Genomic DNA, 22,790 nt, shown 5'->3' with positions numbered 1-22,790 from the left:
TCAGTGGGTGCCTGGGGATTCACGCAGGAGGTCGTCGATCCGCGCCACGCGTCCGCGCCAGATGTCCTCCAGCTCGTCGAGCATGGAGGCGACTGATCTCACTGCCTCGAAGTCGCCGCTTGCGAGCGCCTCGCGCCCTTGGCGGCGCTTGGTGATGAGGCCCGCGCGTTCGAGCACGGCGACATGTTTCTGGACGGCGGCGAAGCTCATGTCGTACTTCGCTGCCAGGACGGAGACGGAGTGCTCACCGGCGAGGACGCGGCGCAGGATGTCGCGCCGGGTCCGATCCGAGAGCGCGTGGAACAGCGCATCTGCGCGATCCTCGTCCGTCTCATCCATGGTCCCAATCTACAACCATTTGGTTGTATGTCAAGGGCGAATGGGCTGGCGTCATCTGCAGCCATCGTTTCCCGGCGAACCGATAGCGCCCGGGCGCTAAAGTGTCCTCGTTGTCCGGTGGGCGACTGGGGTAGGGGGACCGACAGTGAGCGTCGACATTGAGGCCGTGACCACAACACAGCCACCGGGAGTCCGCGCGGCTGGAGCAGGTTCTCTTGCCGTTCCCGTTGTTTTCGCTCTGACGTCGTTCGTCGGCGCCGGACTGCTCTTCGTCGTGCAACCCATGGTGGCCCGGCTCGTCCTCCCGCAATTCGGCGGTTCATCAACGGTCTGGAGCACCAGCAGCCTCTTCTTCCAGGTGGTGCTCCTGGTTGGTTACCTCTACGCCCATGTCAGTACGAAGACGTTTGGCGGAAAGAGGCAGCCTCTGCTGCACGTCGCACTCCTGCTGCTGCCCTTGATGGCGCTACCCGTGGCGGTCCCGGAAGTGGTGCAGGTGGACGGTTCGCCCGTGCTGTGGCTCCTGCGCACGCTCGTTCTCACCATCGGCCTGCCGTTCGCCGTCATCTCGACGACTGGGCCGCTCCTGCAGAAGTGGTACTCCTGGACCGTCGGCCGACGATCTGAGGATCCGTACTTCTTGTTCGCGACCAGCAACTTGGGGAGCTTTGGGGGGCTCTTGGCCTATCCCTTCCTCGTTGAGCCCCTCCTCACACTGGATCAGCAGCGGATCGGATGGTCGCTCGGCTTCGGGCTCTTCATGGTGCTGATGGCCGCATGCGCCGTCATTGCGGCAGTGTCATGGCGCCGGTCGGGGGCGGCAGCGGCGCCAACCGCTGCCGCGGTACTGCCCTCAGCTCCAGGCCTACGGCCTTCGGAGGTCCTGCGCTGGTTGGGGCTCGCGTTCCTCCCGTCGACTCTGATGCTCGGCGTGACCGCACACGTCTCCACCGACGTGGCGGCCGTCCCCCTGATGTGGGTGGTGCCGCTGGCGATCTACCTGGCAACGTTCGTCGTGGCCTTCGCCCGATCATCGCGGACGGTGGGAAGGGGCTGGCTCGTTGGCGTGGCTGTGACAGCGACTCTTTCCATCGTGGCATGGGTACAAGGTCCGGTGTTCGGCATCTGGGCGGTGGTGCTCATCGATCTCCTGTTACTGCTCTCGGTCGCGTTCACTGCCCATGCCCAGCTCGCCGCGCGTCGCCCATCCACGGCCCACCTGACGTTCTTCTACATCATCGTGGCGGCCGGCGGTGCCCTCGGCGGTCTCCTCAATGGCTTCATCGCCCCCGTTCTCTTCAACGGGGTGTGGGAATTCCCGGTGGCCGTTGTGGCCGCGGTCGCGCTCGCGTGGGCGCTTGAGGGCAGGCCGCTCCGCGTCCTCCGCGAGCGCTACCACCCCGGGTTCGTCGTCATCGTGGAATCCGCAGCGATGTTCATCCTCCTTGCAGTGGCGATGCTGGCTTCCGTTCGCCAGCCCGGCATGCCCGTCCTTCTCCTATTGGGTCTCTGGACAGCACTCGCCCTGGTCATGAGCGCCCGTCCGAAGGCCCTGACGGTCGCACTGATCGCGTTGGCCCTTCTCCCGATCATTACTGGCGACCAGGTGGTGCTCCGGGACCGCTCCTTCTACGGCAGTTACGCCGTCAAAGACGTCGACGGGTGGCGTGTCTTCTCTCACGGCACCACCATCCATGGGCAGCAGTCGCTGACTCGAGGCCAAGAGCCATCGACCTATTACGCCCGAAGCGGTCCCGTCGGGGATGCGTTCGAGGCGGCCGACGCGCCGACCGCCGTGGGTGCAGTAGGTCTGGGTGTGGGCACCATCGCCGCCTACGGCCAACCTGGGCAGAGCCTGACTTTCTTCGAGATCGACCCGTCAGTTATCGAGGTTGCCACGGATCCCGAGCTGTTCACGTACCTGAGCGACAGCGCCGCAGATGTTCAGTACGTCGTGGGTGATGGGAGGCTCGAACTCGAGGAGCAACCACGCGGTTCGTATGATCTGCTCCTCCTCGACGCGTTCACCTCTGACGCCATCCCCGTCCATCTGCTCACCCAGGAGGCGTTCGCAACCTACGCCGACACGCTCAGCGAGGACGGGCTCCTGATGGTGCACATCAGCAATCGGGTGTTCGATCTTGAACCCGTGGTCGCCGCCGGTGCCGATGAACTGGGGTGGCAACTCGCCGTCGGCTCGGGTGAGGCGGACGATGAAACCGGCGCGACACCCTCGAAATGGGTCGCGATGTCGTCCGATCGGGACAAGATCACCGAGTTGCTCGCGCAAGATGGCTGGCGGGAACCCGGTGAGCGGCGTGTGGAGTGGACCGACGACTTCTCTTCGGTACTGACCGTTCTTGATCTCAAGTAGGCCGAGGCTGAGTTTGAGTCCGGTGCCCTCGCAGCGCGCGCTCAGGTGACAGGCTGGGCTCATGGACAGTCGCCACCTCAGCCGCGTCATCAAGGCTTCGCCGGAGAGCGTCTACGAGTTCGCCTCGGACCTGGACAAGCTGCCCTTGTGGGCGGCGGGCCTGGCAGAGGCGGAGGTCGAGCGGCAGGCGGGCACCGTCGTCGTCGATTCGCCCATGGGTCGCGTCGAGGTGCAGTTCGTGGCCCGGAATGAGTACGGCGTGCTGGACCACGACGTCACGCTGCCGTCAGGGGAGGTGGTGCACAACCCGCTGAGGGTGCTGGCCCACCCGGACGGGGCGGAGATCGTCTTCACCGTGCGGCAACTGGATCTCAGCGTCGAGGAGTTCGACCGGGACTGTCAGATGGTGGCCGACGACCTCACCAGGCTCAAGGAGATCGTCGAGGGTCCCGCGGCTCGTCGGGGCTAGGGTTCACGGCTGATCGGCGACCTTCTCGAGGGCGAAGAAGAGGAAGGAGACGAAGCGACGGGGAATCGGCCTGCCGTCCGGCTGACGCAGGAGTTCTTCCGGCGTGTCGTCCGAGACGGGCGGTTCGCTGATGGAGGTGATGCGGAAACCTGCCGTCGTGAAGTCGTCGACCATGGCGTGCAGCGGCCGGTGCCAGGTCATGAGGGTGGCCGGCGTCCCGGCCAGTTCCACCTCCATCGGCCATTCGACGATCGGGAAATACCTGCCCTCGTTGAGGGCGTAGGCCAGCGGGTGGTTGACCGAGAGCAGAAGCCTGCCGCCGGGCTTGAGGACCCGTCGGAGTTCGCGGAGCGGTCCGGTCCAGTCGCGCAAGTAGTGGAGCGCCAGCGAGCAGACTATGTCGTCGAACTCCTCGTCCTGATATGGCAGGATCTCGCCCAGATCTGCCTGGCGGAGGTCAGCGTCCGGGCCGAGCCGACGGCGCGCGAGTTCAAGCATGCCGGCGCTCGCGTCGAACCCCGCCAACTCGGCCCCGCGCTCGCGCAGCGCCGCGAAGAGCGGGCCGGTGCCGCAGCCCGCGTCGAGGATGCGGCGGCCGCGCACCTCGCCGGCGAGGCCCAACATCGCGGGGCGCTCGTAGTAGGCGTTGAGCAGACTGGTCTCGTTCTCTTCGGCGTAGGCGGCGGCAAAGTCGTCGTAGCTGCTCATCGTTCTCCCATGATGGTTGCCTGGATGTGGCGGATGGTGTCGCCGAGGATGCCTTGGGCGAGCAGGCCGGGGCCGAGCGGCCCGGAGGTTGACCCCAGCTCCGGCAGTAGGCGGAGCGCCTCCCGTTCAGCGGCAGACAGTTGCGACAGCTGCCAGGCAACCTCCTCCTCGGCGCTGTCAGGGCGCTGCGGGTTGGCCAGCGCTGCGGCCTTGACCGCGTACGCCGCCGCTCCCAGGGCGTGTGCCCCCATATGCGCGACGGCAGCTGCCTGCCCCGCCGACCGCGCGGCCGCGGCGCCCGCCTGGGTGGTGGCGGCCCCGGCAGCTTTGACGGCGACCATCCGCAGCTTGATCTCCGCGGCCGCCGTGCTCTCACCGCGCGCAAACGCGTGGGCCCGGGCCACGGCGTCGCGGATCAGTTCCTCTGCCTGCTGGTCCGCCTCGAAGAGCGGCAGGACGTGCTCGGCGCAGGCGGCGGCCCAGCGGGCGACCGCCCGGCGCTCCGGTTCGCTGAGGGTCTGGATGGAGGTCACGCGGTTACTGTGCCAGTCACTTCAGTCAGTTCGAGTCCCGACGCGTGAGCCGACCCCCTCCTCTGTCTCAATAGGCGGTCAGGACGCTGGCGGAGGCCGGGGCCGACCCCTCGATTCCCGACGATGACGGCGTGACCGGCCTGGGGCACACCGCCGTCGTGGCTGCGTGGAGTCCGTGGCGCTGCTCGAACAGTGACGGGTAGGGTCTGGGCATGTCTCGCGTCGTGTTCATGTGCGGGCCCGCCGGGTCCGGCAAGTCCACCGTCGCGCGCGAGCTCGAGGCCGACGGCATGACCCGGCTCTCGTTCGACCAGGAGGCCTGGGTCCGGGGTTTGCGCTCGATGCCGCTGCCTGCGGACGACCACGCCGACATCGCCGCCCATCTCCGACGGCGACTGCTGGAGCTCGTCGCCCAGGGGCGCGACGTCGTGTTGGACTTCTCGTTCTGGTCGCGGGACATGCGCGACGACTGGCGGCGACTGCTGGCTCCCCACGGGGTCGTGCCGGACGTCGTCTACCTGGCCACGGACCGGCAGACCTGCCTCGACCGCATCCGGGCGAGGGCGCTTTCCCACGGCGACGATTTCGCGTTGGCACCTGAGGTCGCGGCGCGGTATTTCGATCACTTCCAACCGCCGACCGCAGACGAAGGTCCGTTGACCATCCGACGCTGAGCGGGTGCGGCTAGGCCTGTGCCGGGGTGGTTTCCTCGTGGGTGGTGACCCAGAAACGGCCCGCGACGACCAGGCCCAGCACCAGCAGCGCCGAGGTCAGCAGGAACGGCCAGTCACGGTCCATGCTCGACAGCCAACCGCTGATCCAACCGAAGGGCGCAGTGACCAGCATCACGGCGGTGCGCTGGATCGCCATCACGCGGGAGCGCTCATCGCGGTCGACGTGCAGGGCGACCAGCGATTCCGCCAGCATGAAGAGGATCCCCGCGCCGAACGCGTCGAGCAGCAGGCACACGGCCAGCAGCGCATAGGTGGAGGCGACGGCCGCCCCGTCGGGGGAGGGGATGCCCACGAGCAGGAACTGGCCGGCGAGGTAGACGACGAAGCCGATGAGGGTCGGCGACCTGAGGTGCTTGGCGTGTGTGAGCCGCGGGATGATCGTGAAGAAGAACAGCACCGACAGCAGCGAGCGGACCATCGGGAAGAAGGGCAGCAGCGCGTCGGGGACGCCCAGTTCCTTGTTGATGACCACCTGCCAGAACGTGCCGTTGACCAGCGTGACCGCACCCACGATGGCCGCCACGCAGAGCGAGAAGATGGTGCCCTTGGAGCGCAGGATCAGGCCGAGTACGCCGCGGTACTCGGAGAGCAGCTTCCACATGCTGACGCCCTGGGTCTGCTGCATGCGGACGCGGCCCGTCGCGGTCTCCGTCGTGTAGCGGTAGAGGAGCCAGACCTTGAGTGCCATGATCACGAACGCGTTGAGGTAGAGGATCCGCACGGCGTATTCCATGCCCAGGTTCGCCACGAGGAGGGCGGCGATGGGCGCGAAGAGCGCGGAGAACTCGGCGGCGACCTTGACGAGCGAGTAGACCTTGGGGATCTCGGCGCGATCCACGTCCTCGACGAGCAGGCAGTCCCACGAGTTCTGGGTGACCTGCCAGGCGCCGTTGATGATGGATGCGATCAGGAACCACCAGAAGTTCTGCGCGAGCGCCCACACCAGGCAGGGGATCACCCAGGCGATGATGTCGAAGACGGCGGTGGTCATGCGTCGGCCCAGCTTGTCGGTGATGACGCCGCTGAGGAGGCCGAACACCACCTGGGAGAGCATGGAGATCGTGGCGAGCAGGCCGATCTGCGCGTCGTGCACGCCCAGCGCCAGCATGTACACCGACGCGTAGGGCAGCACCAGCATCATCGACAGGCCCCACATGGGCTCGGTGTAGACGGAGGCGCGGCCGTTACCGCGGAGCCCGAGGAGGGTCGCGATCATGGGGTTGCGGGGGCGGCGATGCACCGCCCAAGTCAACTCCAGCGTCGGGGGAATGTCCAACCTTGGGCCCGGCATCGTGCCGCCGCTCCGTCTGGCCGGCGGCGCCCCGTGCGGTCAGTCGGCGCGGAGCGCGTAGAGCAGTTCGAAGCGCTCCAGCACCACCGGCATGTCCGGCGCGAATGGGTGGCTGCCGTCATCTGCCGCCCGGGCGAGGTCCTCGTGGGTCTCGCGCCAGCGGGCCAACGGCGTCTCGTCGGGCAGCAGCCCCTCGTCGACCTGGGCGAACGGCAGCACCTGCACGTCGGTGGTCATGATGAGCGCGCGGGGCTGCTCGCTGCCGTCCAGGATGATGCTGAGGTCGCCCTTCTCCGGGAGTTGCGCTCCCTCGGCCTCGTACTGCCACAGGAGGCTGGTGTTCGTCGTCTCCGCGCCGACGGCGACCTCGTGGGCCATCCGGTCTGCGGTCTCGGCGTCCTCGCCGAAGGCCCAGGCCGCGGGCGGCACGGTGCCGGAGACGCGGGGGCCGATCCATTCCTGGATGGGATTGAGTTGGGCCCCCTGGCGCGCCCGTTCCCAGAACTCGTTGACGTCCATGAGGCCAGGGTACGTGGCTGTTCGCCTGGGGGTCGGCCGCGCGACCACCTGGCTGAACGGTTTCGCGCCGCTGGATGGTGGCGGATCTGACACCGTCTGCGGTGTCACTTCTGACACAACGACGATGGCTCGAACGTTGTGCCAGAAACGGCCCGTCTCACATCGACCGCTGAGCGCTGGCTCTGCGACGAGAGATGCGGGGCAGGGCTATCCCTTGAGTACGTAACGCAGGGTCTCCACCACCTGGTCGGTGGTCGTGCACCAGGCCTGGGCCTCGGCGTCGACCTCCTTGAGCGGATGGACGATGTCGGCGTCATGGAGGGTCACGTAGGGCTTCCCCAGGGCGGCACAGTAGCCGGCGTCGAACGCGGCGTTCCACTGCTTGTACTTGTCCCCGAAGCGCACGACGACGAAGTCGGCCTGTTGGATCAGGGTGCGGGTGCGGATGGCGTTGACCGGCATGTGCCCACCTCCCCCATGATCGCCACGCGTGCCTTAATCGCGGCTCGTGATCCACTTCGGGTCGGGACCGATGGCCGCCAACTCGTCCGCGAAGAAGGGCGGGTACATGACCGCCTTCACGCCGTACTGGCTGATCGGAACCCACTCATGCCACTCGACGTCGCCGACGGTGGTCAGGCTCGGTTCAGTGCTGAGCTTCATGTCCGGGTCGTACTTCATGAGGAAGTAGAACGCCACCTCATGACATTGACGTCCGTTGAGGGCGGCGGTCTCCGTGTCACGGAAAAAGTTCTCGTGGATGAACGCCAGACGGTCCACTTCCATGTGGACCCCGGTCTCTTCGAGGACTTCCCGCTGCACCGCTTCCAGGGCGCTCTCCCCGTGGTGGACGCCGCCGCCGATGGAGTAGTAGTAGGAGTTGGTGTCGTTTCGCGCCATCAGTACGTGGCCGTCGTGCAGGATGACGGCTGCCGCACGGTAGCGGAACCACAGCCCGTCGTCGTCGTAGCCGCAGTCACGGATGTGCTCGCTCACGGTCGGAACCTACCATCTGAGTCGCCGGGGGTGCCCCGTCCGGGCCGACGATTGTCGTCGACCTCATCAGAGCTGGATGATCGACGACCCGCTTGAGGGTAATTTGACAGTGCGCGCAGCATTCGCGACGACAAGTTGAGCCATCCCGAGAGGAACCCTCGTGACCAAGAAGCCTTCCGTCATCTTCGTCTGCGTCCACAACGCAGGCCGTTCCCAGATGGGCGCGGCGTACGCCCAGCACCTCTCCCGCGGCGCCGTCGAGGTCCGCTCCGCAGGCTCCGCCCCTGCAGACTCCATCAACCCGGCCGTGCGCGAGGCAATGCTGGAGGAGGGGATCGACATCTCACAGGAGAAGCCGAAGATCCTCACCAACGAGGCCGTGGAGGCCTCGGATGTCGTGATCATCATGGGCTGTGGCGACGCGTGCCCGTTCTACCCCGGAAAGACGTATCTAGACTGGACGCTCGATGACCCGGCCGGGCAGGGCGTCGACTCCGTGCGCCCCATCCGCGACGACATCCGCCGCCGCATCACCGAGTTGCTCACCGAGTTGGGTGTCGAGGTGCATCCAACGCCGGCCGAAGCATCGCACGCCGGCGAGGCGTAGCCCGCGTCGCGCTCTGGCAACGGCTCTGGGCTGACCCTGGGCTGACCCGCGGCCGCTCACAGACGACAGCGCCGGGCTAGCCGGCCGTGACCGAATTACATGCGGGTAACTTATCGACAGCTGGGGACAACCTTGTGGATAACTCTGTGTAGAGGGTGTGGACGGCGCTCGGAATCCGTGGATAGCTGGGCCCCGGCGGGTGTCCACCACCGGGACCGATCTTCACTCACGACGCGAGGCCAGGCGGTTGAGCGCCAAGGCGCCGACGAGGAGGCCGAAGTCGCGCAGGGCCACGTCGTAGAAGCCACCCACGATCAGCAGGATCACGATGATGCCCAACAGCCAGGCCGCCACGACGAGCGAGCCGATCTTGGGCCTCAGCGCCACGAGCACGCCGGCGAGGATCTCCACAACGCCCGCGGCGTACATGGACACCTGGGGACTCACCGGGATGATGTCGGTGGCCAGCGGGGCCAGGTACATCGTCCAGTCGGTGAGCAGGTTGAAGAACTTGTCGAGCCCGAACAGGATCGGGGCGACGGTGAAGATGGTGCGCAGCAGAAGGAAGGCCCGCTGGTTGCCGTGTGCACTTCAGAACGGACAGCGGTGTCAGTGTGCGTGAACTCCATCGCTGCGCTGGTGACCCACTGCCCTCCTCGCTCTACGAGCACGTGCTCGGCCCAGGAGTAGCTATATTGAGAATGAATAGTCAGGTTGCTCCCAATGAAGAGAGGCTTGAAAGATGGATGGAAGAACCGCGCCCAGTTATGTCGTCCTTCAGGTGGTCCTTAAGGAGAAAGTCATGGGATCGGGTTCGGGGAATCTCTCTGAACTGGAAAAGGTCATCAATGCACAGGCCAAGCGAGGCTTCCGGCTACACACCATCAGTACATCCTCTTCTGGCAACAAAGGTTTGTTGGGAGGTGACCGGATCCAGGCGACTCTTGTTTTTGAGTCGCTCTGATGGTCTCCGCTGTGGACCGGTCGGTCTTCTCGCGCGGTAGCAGTGTGGCGGGGCCGGTGCACTCAAGTTGCCCACTACCGGTTCCGTCCCATGCAGCAGCCCAGCTCGGGTACGGGGCATGATTGCCCCATGAAGCGCATCGGGTTCCTCTCCTTCGGCCACTGGACACCACACCCGCAGTCGGCCGCGCAGTCGGCCTCCGACGTGCTGCTGCAGTCCATCGACCTCGCCGTCGCCGTCGAGGAACTGGGCGCCGACGGCGCCTACTTCCGGGTGCACCACTTCGCCCGGCAGCTCTCCTCGCCGTTCCCCATGCTCGCTGCGATCGGGGCGAAGACCAGCCGCATCGAGATCGGTACCGGCGTCATCGACATGCGCTACGAGAACCCCCTCTACATGGCGGAGGATGCCGGCGCCGCAGACCTCATTTCAGGTGGCAGGCTCCAGCTGGGCATCAGCCGCGGATCGCCGGAGCAGGTGCTCGACGGCTACCGCCTCTTCGACCACGTCCCGCGCGAGGGTGAGACGGACGCCGACATGGCCCGCCGGCACACCACGCGCTTCCTGGAGGTCCTCTCCGGCGAGGGCTTCGCCGAGCCCAACCCACGCCCCATGTTCGCCAACCCGCCGGGGCTGCTGCGGATCGAGCCGCACTCGGAAGGGCTCCGTGAGCGCATCTGGTGGGGCGCAGGCTCCCGCGCCACGGCTGAGTGGGCGGCTGAACTCGGCATGAACCTGATGAGTTCGACGCTGGTCACCGAAGCCACCGGCCAACCGTTCGACGAACTCCAGGCCGAGCAGATCCAAGTCTTCCGCGACGCATGGGCGGCGGCCGGCCACGAGCGTGAGGCGCGCGTTTCGGTCAGCCGCAGCATCTTCCCGCTGGTCACCCAGGAGGACCAGAACTACTTCGCGCTCGAGCGGCGCAGCCGAGACCAGATCGGGATGATCGACGGTGGCCGCGCCACCTTCGGCAAGACCTACGCGGCCGAACCCGAGGTGCTGGTGGAGCAGTTGGCGCGGGACGCAGCGATCGCCGCGGCCGACACCGTCCTGCTCGCAGTACCAAATCAGTTGGGCGTCGACTACTGCGCGCACGTGGTGGGCTCGGTGCTGGAGGTGGCCAAGGAACTCGGCTGGCGCTGAACGGATTGCCCCCGGTCGCACCATGTGTCCCGAGATGCATGGAAACATGCTGCCCACCGCGTCTAGATGGGCATGGAGGCAGTGATGACCCGGATCGAGTCCGCGACGGCGGGTTTCGACCAGTACGTCGAGCGGCGTGCCGGCGACCTCTACTGGTCCGCCTGGCTGCTGACGGCCGACCACCAGCACGCCGAGGACCTGGTCCAGACCGCGCTGTCGAAGACCTATCAGCGCTATGCCTCCTTCGACAACGACCGCCACTTCGAGAGCTATGTGCGCACCACCATGTACCGCACGTTCGTGTCGTGGTGGCGGCGACGCAGTTGGCGCGCCGAACTGCCCACCGCTGACGCCCCTGACCGCGGCGCAGACGACCACGGCCCCGACACCGATGTGCATCGCGCCCTCGCGCAGCTCCCGCGCCTCCAACGCACGGTGCTCGTCCTGCGCTACTTCGACGACCTGCCCATCCGCCAGGTCGCCGAGGTGCTGCGCCTCCCTGAGGGCACCGTCGCCTCCCACGCCTCGCGCGGTCTTGCCGCCCTGCGCCGGTCACCGCACCTGAAGGACTGAGACATGAACGAGAACGAACTCTCCGACGCGATGCGCCGCTCGCTGCCGCCCCGCCCCAACGCGAAGGGATGGGCCGACGGCGCCCGACGCAGGGCGCGCACCCGCCGCGTCGGCGTCGCAGCCGCGGCTGTGGTGGCCGTGACCGCCCTAGCCGTCCCACTGGTGACGCAGCTGTCTGGCGACCCCCGCGACATCGTCGCCTCGCCGGCCCCCACCACCGCGCCACCCGAGCCCGCCGCGGCATGGATCCCGGAGGCCTGTGGCCTGACCGGCGCCGAACCGCTCGTCGACGGCGACCTCCCGGCAGACGCGGCCCGCCTCTGGCTGTGCGGCGCCCCCGCCAGCGACAGCTACCCGGTCGCCTTCGTCGGCGCCAGTGAACCCCTCGAGGGGGAGCGCGTAGCCGAGGCGTTGGACAGCTTCAACGCCCTGGCACGCTCCGAGGGCGTCCTCGACTGCATGGGCGGCTTCCACGTGCCGTTCACCGCGGTGGCCGAGTATCCCGACGGCACCCTCAGGGGTGTCCGCATGGGTGGCTGCGGCGAACTGGTGGACGCCGTCGACTACACGGGCGGGTTCCGCGAGGGTGGCGACGCGTACCTCGCTACGCTCGAGAAGCTCTGGGCCGCCCAGCGCGACGACAAGGCCACAGCGTGGAACGGCATCGACGTCTCATGCACCGGGACAACCCAGTCGCTGTGGTCCGCGGTCGACCCGGCACGCCTGACCCGCGCGTTGGCCTGCGTCGACGGGAAACCCGTGGTGCTCCCCGCAGACATCACCGACGACATGCTCGCCTCCGTCGCGGCCGACTTCACCTCCGACGGTCGGCAGCCGCTGATCTCCGGCGCCCCGGAGTTCGTGCTGCTGACCGCCGCCGGCGACCCCGTCGCCCTGCTCCGATGGGGCGACGGGTTGGCGTGGCACCACGACTCCGCCTACCGCACCTGGACCATGCCGGAAGCGCTGCGCCAGCGCATCGACGACTTCCTCGCCCAGCTGCCGGCGCCGACCGATGATCCCCCAGTCGAACCTACGCATGCGCCGCTCGCCGAAGAGCCCCGGGAAGGCCTGCTGCCGAAGGTGTGCGCCGACGTCGTGGGCGGCGCACTGTCGCCCGATGCGCTCGGCCCCACCGACATCCTGCCCGGCGGCGTGCTGCGCGCCTGGTTCTGCGGCGACCCCCGGGGCTTCGGCGGTGTTGGCCCCGTCGAGCCGCTGACGACGCAGCCCGACCGGATCGTTGAGGCGATCAACGGGCTGCCGGTCTCGACTGCCGACGCCTGCACAGAGGTGGGCGGCCCCACCTACCACGTGGTGCTCGACTACGCCGACGGCGAGCGTCGCGTCATCGCCATGGAGACCGTCAACTGCCAGTTCGTGGCGGGCACCCGCGAGGGCGGGGGCCAACTGGTCGACGACGTCCTGGCCCTGTGGCAGGCGCAGCGCGAGGCCACGCCGCAGCCCTTCACGGACGACGTGGCCCTCTGCTCGCCCTACGACGAGTTCGGCTACGCGCCGCGACTGGATTCGGTGCTGCCGGTGGCGCGCGCGGAACTGACCCGAGGCGTGGCGTGCGGCCTGCCCCAGGGGAGTGAGGGCTTCGACTTGGCGCCGCTGGAGGTTGCGCTGCCGCCGGAACTGGTGCTGGCCATGGGGCAGGCCCCATTGGCAACGCTCGACCCGATCCAGCCGCAGCACGCGAGCTGGCCCCTCGGACTGCCCGTCCTCATCCTGCTCAACCAGTACGGCGACCCGGTGACCGCCACCGTCGCGCCCGACGCCACCGCCGTGGCGTTCATCAACGACGTCACCGGTGAGCAGGGCCTCTGGGAACCGACGGAGGAGGAGCGTGGCGTGCTCCTGAAGGTGCTTGCCGCGATGCGCACCGACGGCTGACCGACCGGCTGGCTAGCCAGCGATCAGGCGGGTGAGGGCGGCCGCGACGGCGCCGACGACCACCACCACCAGGTAGGGGGCCTTCAGCCGCAGCGCGACGGCGGCCGCCAGCAGGGCCACGACCCGCGCGTCGAGCCGCACCTCCTGGCCCGTGACGAACGTGTTGGCCGCCACCAGGCTGGCCAGGAGGCCGACGGTGACGCCGTGGCTGAGCGGCAGCACCCACGGGTTCTCCAACCACCGCTCGGGCACGAGGTAGCCCACGAACTTCGTGCCGAACGCGATGAGGCAGGCCACCAGAATCCAGATCCACAGGCTCATTGTGCGTTGGCCCTCCTGGTCTGCAGCACTGTCACCACGATGGCCACCACTGCGGCGAGGATGATCGGAATACCACCGGGAACCACGGGTGCCACCGTGACGGTCACCACGGCGGCCAGCACCGCGATCACGATGGGGTCGCGGCCCTTCAGCCGGGGCCACAGCAGCCCAAGGAACGCGGCGACGGCGGCGCCGTCCAGCCCCCACACCTTGGGGTCGCCCAACGCGTTACCAGCCAGCGCGCCCAGGAGGGTGAGGACGTTCCACAGCACGAACACCCCGAGGCCGGCGGCCCAGAAACCGCGCTGCTCCTCGTCGCAGTCCTCGGTGCCGGACGCCACCGCGATGGACTCGTCGATGGTCACCTGGGCCGCGGCAAGCTTCCGCCAGCCGTGCGGGCGCAGCATCGCGTTGGCCGTCACGCCGTAGACCGCGTTGCGGACCCCGACCAGCGACGCCGCAGCGGTGGCCGCGCCGAGCGAGCCGCCGCCGCCCAGCACCCCGATGAAGGCGAACTGGGAGCCACCGGTGAACATCAACAGGCTCAACGCGCAGGCCTGCCACACCGACAGGCCGGCCACCACCGCCAGGGCGCCGAAGGAGATGCCATACAGCCCGGTGGCCAGCCCAACGGACAGCCCGCGCTTCTGCGCGGGAGTCAGGGCCTTCACTCGTACTGCTCGCTCAACTCGACGACGGGCAGGCGCATGGTGAAGCGCGCGCCGCCGTCGGGATCGTTGCTCGCCTTCACCGTGCCGCCGTGGGCTTCAACAGTGTGGGCCACGATGGACAGGCCCAGGCCGGTGCCGGGAGTGTTGCGCGCCTTGTCCGAGCGGTAGAACCGGTCGAAGATGTTGGGCAGGTCCTCTTCCTCGATGCCCGGCCCCTGGTCGATGATCGTCAGCGTGCCGTCCATCAGGAACACCCGGATGGTGGCCTCCGACGGGGAGAACTTCACGGCGTTGTCGAGCAGGTTAGTGATGGCGCGCTCCAGTGTGGAGGCGTCGCCCATCACGGGGGTGGATTCGAGCGCGACGTCGAAGTGCAGGTTGGGTCCCCGTCGTGCGGCCCGCGCGAGCGCGGACTCCGTGACCTCTGCCATGTCCAGCAGCTCGTGGTGTCGCTGCAGGTGGTCGTCGCGGGTGAGCGCGACGAGGTCGCCGACGAGGGCGGAGAATTCGCCCAGTTGGGCGGCCACGTCGCCAAGGACCTCGGAGCGGGCGCCCTCTGGCAACATGCCGGTGTTGTCGTCGGCCAGGAGCAGCTCGACGTTGGTGCGCATCGACGTGAGCGGCGTGCGCAGCTCGTGGCCGGCGTCCGCGATCAGCTGCCGCTGCTGCTCCCGCGACTGCTGCAGCGAGCGCAGCATGGTGTTGAAGGATGTGGTGAGTTCGCCCAGGTCGTCGCGTCCGTAGATGCGGATCGGGTTGAGCTGATCGGTCTGAGTGACGGACTTCACCGCCCGCGAGAGCCGGCGCACCGGAGCCAACACCGCGCGGGCGGCCCACAGCGCGGCGGCGGTGGTGGTCAGGATGCCGAGCATGCCGGCGACGAACAACACCACCCACAGCGAGCCGAGCGTGGCCTCGAGGGCGGTCAGCGGGCGCGCATACATGACGGCGTAGTGCTCGTCCTCAACCCGCATCGGCACCGACACCATGCGGTAGGTCTGGCCCGCGAACTCTACGCTGCGCGCCGACGATCCGGAGTTCAGGCGCGCGATCGCGATCTCTTCCGGGCCGGCGTACAGCGTCTCGCGCTGCCCTGACACCTGGCTGATCGTGCCCCTCGCGGAGACCACGCCCAGCAGGCCGCCGGAGGAACCGAGTGAATCGGGCGACAGGCCGCCCAGGGTCGCCACGTTGAGCGACACCGTGCTGGAGGCGTTCTGTGCCACCTGCACGAGTTCCTCGTCAAGCTGTTCCAGCAGCGACCACCTGGTGGTGACGAAGGAGGCGCCGCCCACCACGAGCACCGACGCGGCCACGCACACGGCTGTCAGCAGCGCCAGGCGCCACTGGAGCGACTGGCCGCTGACGAGACGACCGATCCCGCGTCGGAGACGGATCCACCAACTCCAGATCACGGGGGCGTTTCACGGAGGACGTAACCGATCCCGCGCACCGTGTGAATGAGGCGCGACCTGCCGCCGGCCTCAGTCTTACGGCGCAGGTAGCCGATATACACCTCGAGTGAGTTCGCCGTCGTTGGGAACTCGAAGCCCCAGACCTCGTTGAGCAGCGTGTTGCGCTCCATCACCCGGCGGGGGTTCTCCATGAACACCTGCAGCAGCGCGAACTCGGTGCGCGTCAGCGAGATGTTCTGTCCGTCGCGCGTCACCTCCCGGTGCTGCGTGTCGAGCGTGACGTCCTGGAACGTCAGGACCTTTGATTCAGCCTCGGTGACGGGCTTAGAGCGCCGGGTGAGCGCCCGGAGGCGGGCGAGGAGCTCGTCGAGCGCGAAGGGCTTGACCATGTAGTCGTCGGCGCCGGCGTCCAGGCCGTCGACGCGGTCGCCCACGGCGTCGCGCGCCGTCAGGATGAGGATGGGGATGTCGTTGCCGCCCTGCCGCAGCATGCGGGTGGTTTCCAGCCCGTCGAGCCGGGGCATCATGACATCCATGATGATCGCGTCGGGCTGCCAACTCACGAGCTTCGCGAGGGCTTCGACGCCGTCAGCGGCCGTCTGCACCTCGTCACCGGAGTAGGTCAGGGAACGTGCCAGGGAATCACGGACGGCCTGATCGTCGTCAACCACCAAGATCTGCATAGCCCTACCCTGTCATCATCGCCGGACGAGATGTCATCCTACCTGCGTCTCTGATTCAACCATGCACCGGCGACGCGCGCCCGTCAGGTGGTCGTCTGGCTACGCTGGGGCCCATGTCCAGGTTGGTTTTCGTCTGTTGGGGCAACATCTGCCGCTCTCCCATGGCGGAGCGCGTTGCGCGTCGCATGATCGACGAGCTGGGACTCGACATCGAGGTGGAGAGCTTCGGCCTGTCCACGGAGGAGACGGGCAACGGCATCGACCGCCGCGCCGTCGCCGTGCTGGCCGAGCACGGCTACGACCCGGCCGGCCACCGAGCCCGGACCATCCGGGAAGAGGACCTCACCGGCGACACCCTGTTCGTCGCCGTGGAGCCCTTCCAGGTGGAGCGACTCCGTCGTCTCGTCCCGACGGCGAACGTCGTCCTGCTGAACGACCTCAACCCCGCCAAGCCCCAGGGCGAGCCGCTCATCGACCCCTGGTACGGCGACCAGGAGGGCTTCTACGCCACGCTTACCGACATCGAGGCCGCGATGCCCGGCATCCTCGACGCGGCGCTGCGCGCCTAGCTGTAGCCGGCACCCCGCTTCCGCCGCTGGTCCGTTCCAGCGATGGCGACATCGCAGGGCCGGGCCCGGGCCGGGCATATCCTGTGAGCTTCCGAACTCAGCGAAAGGCGACACCATGAGCCTGCTCGGCCGCTCCTTCCTCAAGGAACTCGATTTCACCGCCGACGAGTGGCGCTCCCTCCTGGAGCTCTCCGGCGAGCTGAAGGCCGCCCGTCGTGAGCGCCGCGAGGAGCAACGCCTGGTGGGCAAGCAGGTCGCGCTGCTGTTCGAGAAGACCTCCACCCGCACGCGCTGCGCCTTCGAGGTGGCGATGGCGGACCAGGGCGGCACCACCACCTACCTCGATCCCTCCGGGTCCCAGATCGGCCACAAGGAGTCGGCCGCCGACACCGCCCGCGTCCTGGGCCGGTGGTACGACGGCATCGAGTACCGGGGCTCCGGCCAGGCCGTCGTCGAGACCCTGGCGGAGCACGCCGGTGTGCCGGTCTACAACGGACTCACCGACGACTGGCACCCCACGCAGATGCTCGCCGACCAGCTCACCATGATGGAGCACGCCGGGAGGCCCCTCAATGAGATCTCGTTCGCCTTCCTCGGCGACGCGCGCAACAACGTCGGCAACTCGCTCCTGATCAGCGGCGCCCTCATGGGCATGGACGTGCGGATGATCGCCCCGGCGCAGCAGCAGAACGCCGAGGGGGTGGTCGCCGAGGCGCGCCGCCTCGCGGAGGCCAGCGGGGGGCGCATCACGATCACCGACGACACGGACGCCGTCGAGGGCTGCGACTTCCTCTACACCGACGTGTGGGTCTCGCTCGGTGAACCCAAGGAGGTCTGGGCCGAGCGCATCGACCTGCTGCGCGGCTACCAGATCAATGCCGACCTCATGGCCAAGGCCGGGCCCGGCGCGAAGTTCATGCACTGCCTCCCCGCGTTCCACGACCTCAACACGACGGTGGGGCAGGACCTCTTCAGCCAGTTCGGCCTCACGGGCGTCGAAGTGACCGACGAGGTGTTCGAGTCGCCGGCCAGCGTTGTCTTCGACCAGGCCGAGAACCGCATGCACACCATCAAGGCGGTGCTGGTCGCCACACTCGCGGGCTGACCGGCGCGACGGGCACAGCAAAGGGCCGGGCTTCCACTGGGGAAGCCCGGCCCTTGCCGGTTTCAACCGATCAGTTCTTGGCGAACATCACGATGTTGTTGAACACCCATTCGTTGCTCTGCGAGAAGACGTAGCCGCTCTTCTCGCCGGCGACGGCCTTGTAGACGGTCGCCATGGCGTACGAGCGGCAACCGTCGCGACCGGTGGCGGCAGTGCCGCACTCGGTCTTCCACTGGCGGCCGTCGGTGGCGGTCCACGAGCCTGTGTTCGCCAGCGGGTTGTTGCCCCACAGCGAGCGCTTGGCCGGCAGGTAGGTCAGGTTGTTGAACGCCCAGCCGTTGGTCTGGACGAACTTGCCGTCGACGATCTTGATGGTGCTGGCCCAGATCTCGGTGCGGCAGCGCTCGGTCTGCGAGTAGGGCTCGCAGGTGGTGCGCCACAGGCGACCGTTGAGGTTGTGCTCACCGGGGAGGGTGTACGGGGCGGTCCGCGTGAACCCGGGATTCGGGTTGGGCGTCGGCGTCGGTTCGGGCTTGGCCTTCAGTTCCACCGTGACCGGGAAATCGATGATCGTCCCGGAGTCGAGCACGACGAACGTGAGGACCTGCGCACCGGCCGGAGCCTCGGTGCCCGCCGGGAGCTTGACCGTGATGGTGGCCACGCCGTCGGTGACGGTGCCGGAGCCGACCTCGACGTCGCCGATGAAGGCGACGATCTCGGTGTTGGCCAGGTCAGGCGACACCGGGAGGGCGACGCCGTCCTTCACGAGGGCCTCGAGGTACATGTCCAGCGTCTGCTGCGCGACGCCACCCTCGAGCGGCAGGCCGAAGGTGAAGGTCAGGCCTGCGCCACCCTCAACGAGGGTGTTGGTGGCCGGAAGCTTGGCGGAGACGCCGCGCTTCGAGTAGTCGGGGGACAGCGACTCGTGGGTGCCCACCCAGGTGACCCATGCCTCGAGGTCGGCCCAGCCGGTGTCGGCGGTGTTGATGCCCTCGCCGAGCTCGCGGAAGTTGTCGCCACCGGCGATCAGGAACGAGGCGCCGCCGGCGGTGTAGAGCTTGTCCATGTCGATGGCCTGGCCGTTGATGCTGATCGAGGTGATGCGATCGCCCTCAGGCAGCGACTCGTCATAGGTGTAGGACACGTTGTCCGAGAGGCCGAGCTGCAGGAACGGGCGTGACGGGACCTCGCCGGCCGTGTTGCGCTGCCACTGCTGCTCGAGCACCGTCTTGAACTGCGCGCCGGTGATCTGCGTGGTGAACAGCGAGTTGGCGAAGGGCAGCGTCAGAGCGGCCTCGCGGTAGGTGATGTCGCCTGCGTTGAACGAATCGCGCGTGCCACCGGGGTTCTGGATGCCGATGAAGTTGTCGGCATCGGCATCGCCCAGGACCTCGAAGAACATCTGCGCCACGAGGTTGTTCATGGGGGACTCGGTGTCGCGCTTGTCGGCGTTGCCGGTGGGCGTCGAGATGGCCTCGTCGGCGAAACCGATGACCTGCTGGCCCTCTTCGGCAGCGAACGCGTTGGCCGCGGTCACGATCGCGTTGATCGCGGTGATCGCCGGGGTGGTTCCGGCGGTGGCCGGAGGCGTCACCATGGTCACCGTGGTGCCGCACAGGGCATCGGCGTTCGAGTCGACGGAGAGGTCCAGCTGCGCGATCGGGCTGCCGTAGGAGGCGGCCTGGATGACGGGGACGCCGCCGGTGGTCACCCAGTTGTACAGCTGGTGGGTGTGGGCGTTGAAGATGGCCGCGACGCGCGGGTCCACGTCGTTGTAGATGGAGTCGAAGGCCTCCGAGTTGGCGGCGTTCTCAGCGGGGGTCAGCGAGCCGTTGGCCGCGCCCTCGTGGAACGAGGCGATGACGATGTCGGCCTCTCCGTTGGCGGCATTGCCGTCGAGGAGTTCCGCGGTGACGCGGTTGACGGCCTCGACGGGGTCGCCGAACTCCAGGCCGGCAATGCCGGACGGGTCCACCAGCGAGGGGGTGTCGGCGGTGACGGCGCCCACGACGGCGATGGTGACGCCGCCCTTCTCGAAGGTCTCGTACGCCTTCAACGGAGCGGCGACGGTGGTCGTGCCCGCGGTGTAGACGTTGGCGCCGAGGTAGCTGAAGTCGGAACCGGCGGCGACGCGGCCGGACAGGTCTGCCCAGCCCTTGTCGAACTCGTGGTTGCCGACGGTGCTCACGTCGAGGCCGATGGCGTTGAGGATGTCAAGGGTGGGCTTGTCGTCGGCGATCATCGACTCGAAGAGCGAGGCGCCGATGTTGTCGCCGCTGCTCAGGAGCAACACGTTGTCGACGCCGGCGGTGGCGCGCGCCTCCTCGACCGGGGTGAACAGCTTCGCTGCTGCTCCGATGCGGCCGTGGAAATCGTTGAACCCGAACACGCTGACGGTGTCGGTGGCCGCGACGCACTCGCTGATGGCGGCGTTCGCGGGTGTGGAGGTGGCGAATGCGAGCCCGCTCGCCACCAACGCGGTGGCGGCGAACGACGCAGTCGCTCGTGTGAAGGTGTTGGTCATGTCTCTCCGATGCTGTGGGCATTAAGACCGCCACCCCCCCGGGTGGCTAGTTGTCACTCTTGAGCCTTGTCAGGGGAAGGTCAAGCCCGTCACCGATTGTTAACGTTCACTTCACCACAAAGTCACCCGTACGGGGCCGGGGAAGTGTTGTTGTGAGGTTCCCACAAGAGATAGCGCCGAGCTGTGGAGCTGGGGATAACGAGGGAGGGCCGAACCCCTAAGCTACGCTTGCGTAAGTTACGGTTACGTAGGTTGAGACCGGAAGGAGGCCGCGTGCGCGGTCAGAGCCACGACATGGTGCAGTTGCTCACCCCCGACGGGCAACGGGTCCACAACGACGACTTCGAATTCAGCGGGAGCATCGACGACCTCGTCGGCTACCTCCGCGACATGATCCTCGCCAGGCGCTTCGACGCCGAGGCCACCGCCCTCCAGCGCCACGGCGAGCTGGGCATGTGGCCGCCCCTCCTCGGCCAGGAGGCCGCGCAGGTGGGCTCAGCCCATGCGGTGCGCCCCCCCGACGTGGTGTTCCCCAGCTACCGCGAGCACGCCGTCGCGATGGTGCTCGGCGTACCGATGACCAACTTCCTGCGCCTGTTCCGCGGCACGGACCACGGTAACTGGGACAACCTCGACAAGTTCCGCAACTACCAGATCGTCATCGGCTGCCAGACGTTGCATGCCACCGGCTACGCGATGGGCCTGCAGTTCGACGGCGCGGTCGGCCCCGACGCCGACGAGCCTGCCGCCGTCATCGCCTATCACGGCGACGGCGCCTCCAGCCAGGGTGACGTCAACGAGGCCTACGTCTTCGCCGCCTCCTACAACGCGCCCGTCGTCTTCTTCTGCCAGAACAACCAGTGGGCCATCTCCGAGCCCATCGCGCTGCAGAGCCGCATCCCGCTGTACGAACGCGCCCGCGGCTTCGGCTTCCCGGGCGTGCAGGTCGACGGCAACGACGTGCTGGCCGTGAAGGCCGTCACGGACTGGGCCCTGGAGCGCGCCCGCAACGGCGAGGGCCCCACCTTCATCGAGGCGTTCACCTACCGTATGGGCGCCCACACCACCTCGGACGACCCGACGAAGTACCGCACCGGCGCCGAGGAGGAGGAGTGGAAGGGCCGCGACCCCATCTCGCGCCTGACCACGTACCTACGCAACGAGGGCGCCATCGACGACGCGTGGTTCGCTCGGATGGACGACGAGGCCAGGCAGTTCGGCGTCGACCTCCGGGCCAGCATCTCCACCTTCGAGTCGGTGACCATGGACAGCGTCTTCGCCAACGTCTACGCGGAGCCCTCCGTCGCCCTCGAGGCGCAGCGCCGCGAGTACCACAACTACGTCGCCGCCGGGGAGGACGCATGACCGAGACACTCACCATGGCGAAGGCCCTCAACCGGGGCCTCCGACGCGCCCTTCAGGCAGACCCCAAGGTGCTGCTCGCGGGTGAGGACATCGGCAAGCTCGGCGGCGTGTTCCGCATCACGGAGAACCTGCAGGCAGAGTTCGGCGAGAACCGGGTGATCGACTCCCCGCTCGCCGAATCCGGCATCGTCGGCACTGCCGTCGGGCTGGCGATGCGCGGCTACCGCCCCGTCGTCGAGATGCAGTTCGAGGGTTTCGTGTTCCCCGCGTTCGCCCAGATCGTCACCCAGGTGGCCAGGCTGCACGCCCGCACGGGCGGTCAGACCCGGATGCCGATGGTGATCCGGATGCCCTACGGCGGCGGGGTGGGCGCCATCGAGCACCACTCGGAGTCACCCGAGGCGTACTTCGCGCACACGCCTGGCCTCAAGGTGGTCACCTGTTCGAACTCGAACGACGCCTACTGGATGATCCAGCAGGCCATCCAGTCAGACGACCCGGTGGTCTTCTTCGAACCGAAGCGCCGCTACCACACCAAGAGCGTCGTCAACTTCGCGTCGCGCCCGGAGCCCATGCACCAGGCGTCCATCACCCGCTACGGCACCGACGCGACGCTGCTCTGCTACGGCCCCATGGTGAAGACCTGCCTCGACGCGGCCGCCGTCGCCGCAGAGGAGGGCACCTCGCTGGAGGTGGTGGACCTGCGCAGCCTCAGCCCCGTGGACTGGGTCACGATCATGTCGTCGGTGCGTCGCACCAAGCGCGCCATCGTGGTGCACGAGGCCCCGCTGAGCCTGGGCCTCGGCGCGGAGATCGCAGCCCGCCTCCACCAGGACCTGTTCTACGTGATGGAATCGCCTGTACTGCGGGTGACCGGCTACGACACGCCCTACCCGCCGTCGCGGGTGGAGGAGGAGTTCCTCCCCTCCGTGGACCGCATCCTCGACGCCGTCGACCAGTCCCTCGCATTCTGAGCCCGAAGGAG

26 protein-coding genes are annotated in these 22,790 nt (G+C 67.9%); 12 read left to right on the top strand and 14 right to left on the bottom strand.

What is annotated here, in order from left to right:
- Positions 1-339, bottom strand: a complete 339-nt coding sequence (locus H5393_RS12980) for a helix-turn-helix transcriptional regulator (RefSeq protein ID WP_182767010.1) — start codon at positions 337-339, stop codon at positions 1-3.
- Between the two features lie 145 nt (positions 340-484).
- On the opposite strand from H5393_RS12980, the gene H5393_RS14940 reads away from it, so the two are divergent.
- The gene (locus tag H5393_RS14940; protein WP_182767009.1) at positions 485-2,713 is read left to right on the top strand and encodes a fused MFS/spermidine synthase; all 2,229 of its coding nucleotides are present in this window, start codon (positions 485-487) and stop codon (positions 2,711-2,713) included.
- Positions 2,714-2,774: 61 nt separating this feature from the next.
- The gene (locus tag H5393_RS12970) at positions 2,775-3,182 is read left to right on the top strand and encodes an SRPBCC family protein (RefSeq protein WP_182767008.1); all 408 of its coding nucleotides are present in this window, start codon (positions 2,775-2,777) and stop codon (positions 3,180-3,182) included.
- 3 nt (positions 3,183-3,185) lie between these two features.
- Here H5393_RS12970 and H5393_RS12965 read toward each other — a convergent pair whose 3' ends face one another.
- From H5393_RS12965 to H5393_RS12955, 3 genes are all read right to left on the bottom strand, one after another.
- Positions 3,186-3,890, bottom strand: coding sequence for a class I SAM-dependent methyltransferase (locus H5393_RS12965; RefSeq protein WP_182767007.1), 705 nt, complete (start codon positions 3,888-3,890; stop codon positions 3,186-3,188).
- Positions 3,887-4,423, bottom strand: coding sequence for a putative immunity protein (locus H5393_RS12960; RefSeq protein WP_182767006.1), 537 nt, complete (start codon positions 4,421-4,423; stop codon positions 3,887-3,889). The genes H5393_RS12965 and H5393_RS12960 overlap by 4 nt, the downstream gene beginning before the upstream one ends.
- A gap of 67 nt (positions 4,424-4,490) precedes the next feature.
- Positions 4,491-4,637, bottom strand: a complete 147-nt coding sequence (locus H5393_RS12955) for a hypothetical protein (protein ID WP_182767005.1) — start codon at positions 4,635-4,637, stop codon at positions 4,491-4,493.
- Here H5393_RS12955 and H5393_RS12950 point away from each other — a divergent pair.
- Positions 4,636-5,097 (top strand): ATP-binding protein, encoded by a 462-nt coding sequence (locus tag H5393_RS12950; protein ID WP_220488414.1) that lies wholly within the window; start codon positions 4,636-4,638, stop codon positions 5,095-5,097. The two genes, H5393_RS12955 and H5393_RS12950, sit on opposite strands and share 2 nt — an antisense overlap.
- Before the next feature lie 10 nt (positions 5,098-5,107).
- Here the strand turns inward: H5393_RS12950 and H5393_RS12945 are convergent, their stop codons facing one another.
- The 4 genes from H5393_RS12945 to H5393_RS12930 all read right to left on the bottom strand — a co-directional run bounded on the left by H5393_RS12945 (position 5,108) and on the right by H5393_RS12930 (position 7,963).
- Positions 5,108-6,397: an MFS transporter gene (locus tag H5393_RS12945; RefSeq protein ID WP_370585992.1), complete on the bottom strand. Its 1,290-nt coding sequence runs from the start codon at positions 6,395-6,397 to the stop codon at positions 5,108-5,110.
- Between the two features lie 90 nt (positions 6,398-6,487).
- Positions 6,488-6,967, bottom strand: coding sequence for an ASCH domain-containing protein (locus H5393_RS12940; protein ID WP_182767004.1), 480 nt, complete (start codon positions 6,965-6,967; stop codon positions 6,488-6,490).
- A 207-nt stretch (positions 6,968-7,174) separates the two neighbouring features.
- Positions 7,175-7,429 carry a YtoQ family protein gene (locus tag H5393_RS12935; RefSeq protein WP_220488413.1) on the bottom strand — a complete coding sequence of 85 codons (255 nt, stop codon included), beginning with the start codon at positions 7,427-7,429 and terminating at the stop codon, positions 7,175-7,177.
- Between the two features lie 33 nt (positions 7,430-7,462).
- A complete protein-coding gene (locus tag H5393_RS12930) occupies positions 7,463-7,963 on the bottom strand; it encodes an NUDIX domain-containing protein (protein WP_182767003.1) in 501 nt (166 codons plus the stop codon).
- 160 nt (positions 7,964-8,123) lie between these two features.
- Between H5393_RS12930 and H5393_RS12925 the strand changes: the two genes are divergently transcribed.
- A complete protein-coding gene (locus tag H5393_RS12925; RefSeq protein ID WP_182767002.1) occupies positions 8,124-8,570 on the top strand; it encodes an arsenate reductase ArsC in 447 nt (148 codons plus the stop codon).
- A gap of 222 nt (positions 8,571-8,792) precedes the next feature.
- Here the strand turns inward: H5393_RS12925 and H5393_RS12920 are convergent, their stop codons facing one another.
- Positions 8,793-9,053 (bottom strand): hypothetical protein, encoded by a 261-nt coding sequence (locus tag H5393_RS12920; protein WP_220488412.1) that lies wholly within the window; start codon positions 9,051-9,053, stop codon positions 8,793-8,795.
- Between the two features lie 259 nt (positions 9,054-9,312).
- Here H5393_RS12920 and H5393_RS12915 point away from each other — a divergent pair, with 259 nt between their 5' ends.
- The 4 genes from H5393_RS12915 (at position 9,313) to H5393_RS12900 (ending at position 13,152) form a co-directional block, all read left to right on the top strand.
- A complete protein-coding gene (locus H5393_RS12915) occupies positions 9,313-9,534 on the top strand; it encodes a DUF4177 domain-containing protein (RefSeq protein WP_182767001.1) in 222 nt (73 codons plus the stop codon).
- Between the two features lie 129 nt (positions 9,535-9,663).
- Entirely contained in the window at positions 9,664-10,680 is a 1,017-nt protein-coding gene (locus H5393_RS12910; protein ID WP_182767000.1) for an LLM class flavin-dependent oxidoreductase, read from the top strand.
- A gap of 84 nt (positions 10,681-10,764) precedes the next feature.
- Entirely contained in the window at positions 10,765-11,253 is a 489-nt protein-coding gene (locus tag H5393_RS12905; protein ID WP_182766999.1) for a SigE family RNA polymerase sigma factor, read from the top strand.
- Positions 11,254-11,256: 3 nt separating this feature from the next.
- Positions 11,257-13,152, top strand: a complete 1,896-nt coding sequence (locus H5393_RS12900) for a hypothetical protein (RefSeq protein ID WP_182766998.1) — start codon at positions 11,257-11,259, stop codon at positions 13,150-13,152.
- A 12-nt stretch (positions 13,153-13,164) separates the two neighbouring features.
- On the opposite strand, the gene H5393_RS12895 is transcribed toward H5393_RS12900, so the two are convergent.
- From H5393_RS12895 to H5393_RS12880, 4 genes are read right to left on the bottom strand one after another with little or no spacing between them, the layout of a single operon-like run.
- Complete coding sequence (locus tag H5393_RS12895; protein WP_182766997.1) at positions 13,165-13,473, bottom strand: AzlD domain-containing protein; 309 nt, start codon at positions 13,471-13,473, stop codon at positions 13,165-13,167.
- Positions 13,470-14,144, bottom strand: a complete 675-nt coding sequence (locus tag H5393_RS12890) for an AzlC family ABC transporter permease (RefSeq protein WP_370585991.1) — start codon at positions 14,142-14,144, stop codon at positions 13,470-13,472. The genes H5393_RS12895 and H5393_RS12890 overlap by 4 nt, the downstream gene beginning before the upstream one ends.
- Positions 14,141-15,523 (bottom strand): HAMP domain-containing sensor histidine kinase, encoded by a 1,383-nt coding sequence (locus H5393_RS12885; RefSeq protein ID WP_182767028.1) that lies wholly within the window; start codon positions 15,521-15,523, stop codon positions 14,141-14,143. The genes H5393_RS12890 and H5393_RS12885 overlap by 4 nt, the downstream gene beginning before the upstream one ends.
- A 32-nt stretch (positions 15,524-15,555) precedes the next feature.
- Positions 15,556-16,242 (bottom strand): response regulator transcription factor, encoded by a 687-nt coding sequence (locus H5393_RS12880; RefSeq protein ID WP_182766996.1) that lies wholly within the window; start codon positions 16,240-16,242, stop codon positions 15,556-15,558.
- Between the two features lie 113 nt (positions 16,243-16,355).
- Between H5393_RS12880 and H5393_RS12875 the strand changes: the two genes are divergently transcribed.
- Both H5393_RS12875 and argF read left to right on the top strand, forming a co-directional pair.
- Positions 16,356-16,811, top strand: a complete 456-nt coding sequence (locus H5393_RS12875; RefSeq protein ID WP_182766995.1) for a low molecular weight protein-tyrosine-phosphatase — start codon at positions 16,356-16,358, stop codon at positions 16,809-16,811.
- 115 nt (positions 16,812-16,926) lie between these two features.
- Positions 16,927-17,916 (top strand): ornithine carbamoyltransferase, encoded by a 990-nt coding sequence (gene argF, locus H5393_RS12870; protein ID WP_182766994.1) that lies wholly within the window; start codon positions 16,927-16,929, stop codon positions 17,914-17,916.
- Between the two features lie 70 nt (positions 17,917-17,986).
- Here argF and H5393_RS12865 read toward each other — a convergent pair whose 3' ends face one another.
- Positions 17,987-20,440, bottom strand: coding sequence for a bifunctional UDP-sugar hydrolase/5'-nucleotidase (locus tag H5393_RS12865; protein ID WP_182766993.1), 2,454 nt, complete (start codon positions 20,438-20,440; stop codon positions 17,987-17,989).
- A gap of 273 nt (positions 20,441-20,713) precedes the next feature.
- On the opposite strand from H5393_RS12865, the gene pdhA reads away from it, so the two are divergent.
- A complete protein-coding gene (gene pdhA / locus H5393_RS12860; protein WP_370585990.1) occupies positions 20,714-21,805 on the top strand; it encodes a pyruvate dehydrogenase (acetyl-transferring) E1 component subunit alpha in 1,092 nt (363 codons plus the stop codon).
- Positions 21,802-22,779 carry an alpha-ketoacid dehydrogenase subunit beta gene (locus H5393_RS12855; protein ID WP_076062458.1) on the top strand — a complete coding sequence of 326 codons (978 nt, stop codon included), beginning with the start codon at positions 21,802-21,804 and terminating at the stop codon, positions 22,777-22,779. Before pdhA ends, H5393_RS12855 begins: the two co-directional genes overlap by 4 nt.
- The last annotated feature ends 11 nt before the right edge of the window (positions 22,780-22,790 follow it).

It is taken from the genome of Tessaracoccus sp. MC1756 (genome assembly GCF_014164735.1).
GTDB lineage: Bacteria > Actinomycetota > Actinomycetes > Propionibacteriales > Propionibacteriaceae > Arachnia.
The sequence above is the reverse complement of the archived record's forward strand: the minus strand, read 5'-3'. Positions and strand labels throughout refer to the sequence as shown.

Coding starts and splice junctions, on each gene's coding strand:
- H5393_RS12875 (WP_182766995.1), top strand. CDS start 16,356: ATGTCCAGGTTGGTTTTCGTCTGTTGGGGCAACATCTGCCGCTCTCCC.
- H5393_RS12935 (WP_220488413.1), bottom strand. CDS start 7,429: ATGCCGGTCAACGCCATCCGCACCCGCACCCTGATCCAACAGGCCGAC.
- H5393_RS12940 (WP_182767004.1), bottom strand. CDS start 6,967: ATGGACGTCAACGAGTTCTGGGAACGGGCGCGCCAGGGGGCCCAACTC.
- H5393_RS12915 (WP_182767001.1), top strand. CDS start 9,313: ATGGATGGAAGAACCGCGCCCAGTTATGTCGTCCTTCAGGTGGTCCTT.
- H5393_RS12950 (WP_220488414.1), top strand. CDS start 4,636: ATGTCTCGCGTCGTGTTCATGTGCGGGCCCGCCGGGTCCGGCAAGTCC.
- H5393_RS12895 (WP_182766997.1), bottom strand. CDS start 13,473: ATGAGCCTGTGGATCTGGATTCTGGTGGCCTGCCTCATCGCGTTCGGC.
- H5393_RS12920 (WP_220488412.1), bottom strand. CDS start 9,053: ATGTACCTGGCCCCGCTGGCCACCGACATCATCCCGGTGAGTCCCCAG.
- H5393_RS12900 (WP_182766998.1), top strand. CDS start 11,257: ATGAACGAGAACGAACTCTCCGACGCGATGCGCCGCTCGCTGCCGCCC.
- argF (WP_182766994.1), top strand. CDS start 16,927: ATGAGCCTGCTCGGCCGCTCCTTCCTCAAGGAACTCGATTTCACCGCC.
- H5393_RS12910 (WP_182767000.1), top strand. CDS start 9,664: ATGAAGCGCATCGGGTTCCTCTCCTTCGGCCACTGGACACCACACCCG.
- H5393_RS12855 (WP_076062458.1), top strand. CDS start 21,802: ATGACCGAGACACTCACCATGGCGAAGGCCCTCAACCGGGGCCTCCGA.
- H5393_RS12865 (WP_182766993.1), bottom strand. CDS start 20,440: ATGACCAACACCTTCACACGAGCGACTGCGTCGTTCGCCGCCACCGCG.
- H5393_RS12980 (WP_182767010.1), bottom strand. CDS start 339: ATGGATGAGACGGACGAGGATCGCGCAGATGCGCTGTTCCACGCGCTC.
- H5393_RS12965 (WP_182767007.1), bottom strand. CDS start 3,890: ATGAGCAGCTACGACGACTTTGCCGCCGCCTACGCCGAAGAGAACGAG.
- H5393_RS12955 (WP_182767005.1), bottom strand. CDS start 4,637: ATGCCCAGACCCTACCCGTCACTGTTCGAGCAGCGCCACGGACTCCAC.
- H5393_RS12905 (WP_182766999.1), top strand. CDS start 10,765: ATGACCCGGATCGAGTCCGCGACGGCGGGTTTCGACCAGTACGTCGAG.
- H5393_RS12880 (WP_182766996.1), bottom strand. CDS start 16,242: ATGCAGATCTTGGTGGTTGACGACGATCAGGCCGTCCGTGATTCCCTG.
- H5393_RS12970 (WP_182767008.1), top strand. CDS start 2,775: ATGGACAGTCGCCACCTCAGCCGCGTCATCAAGGCTTCGCCGGAGAGC.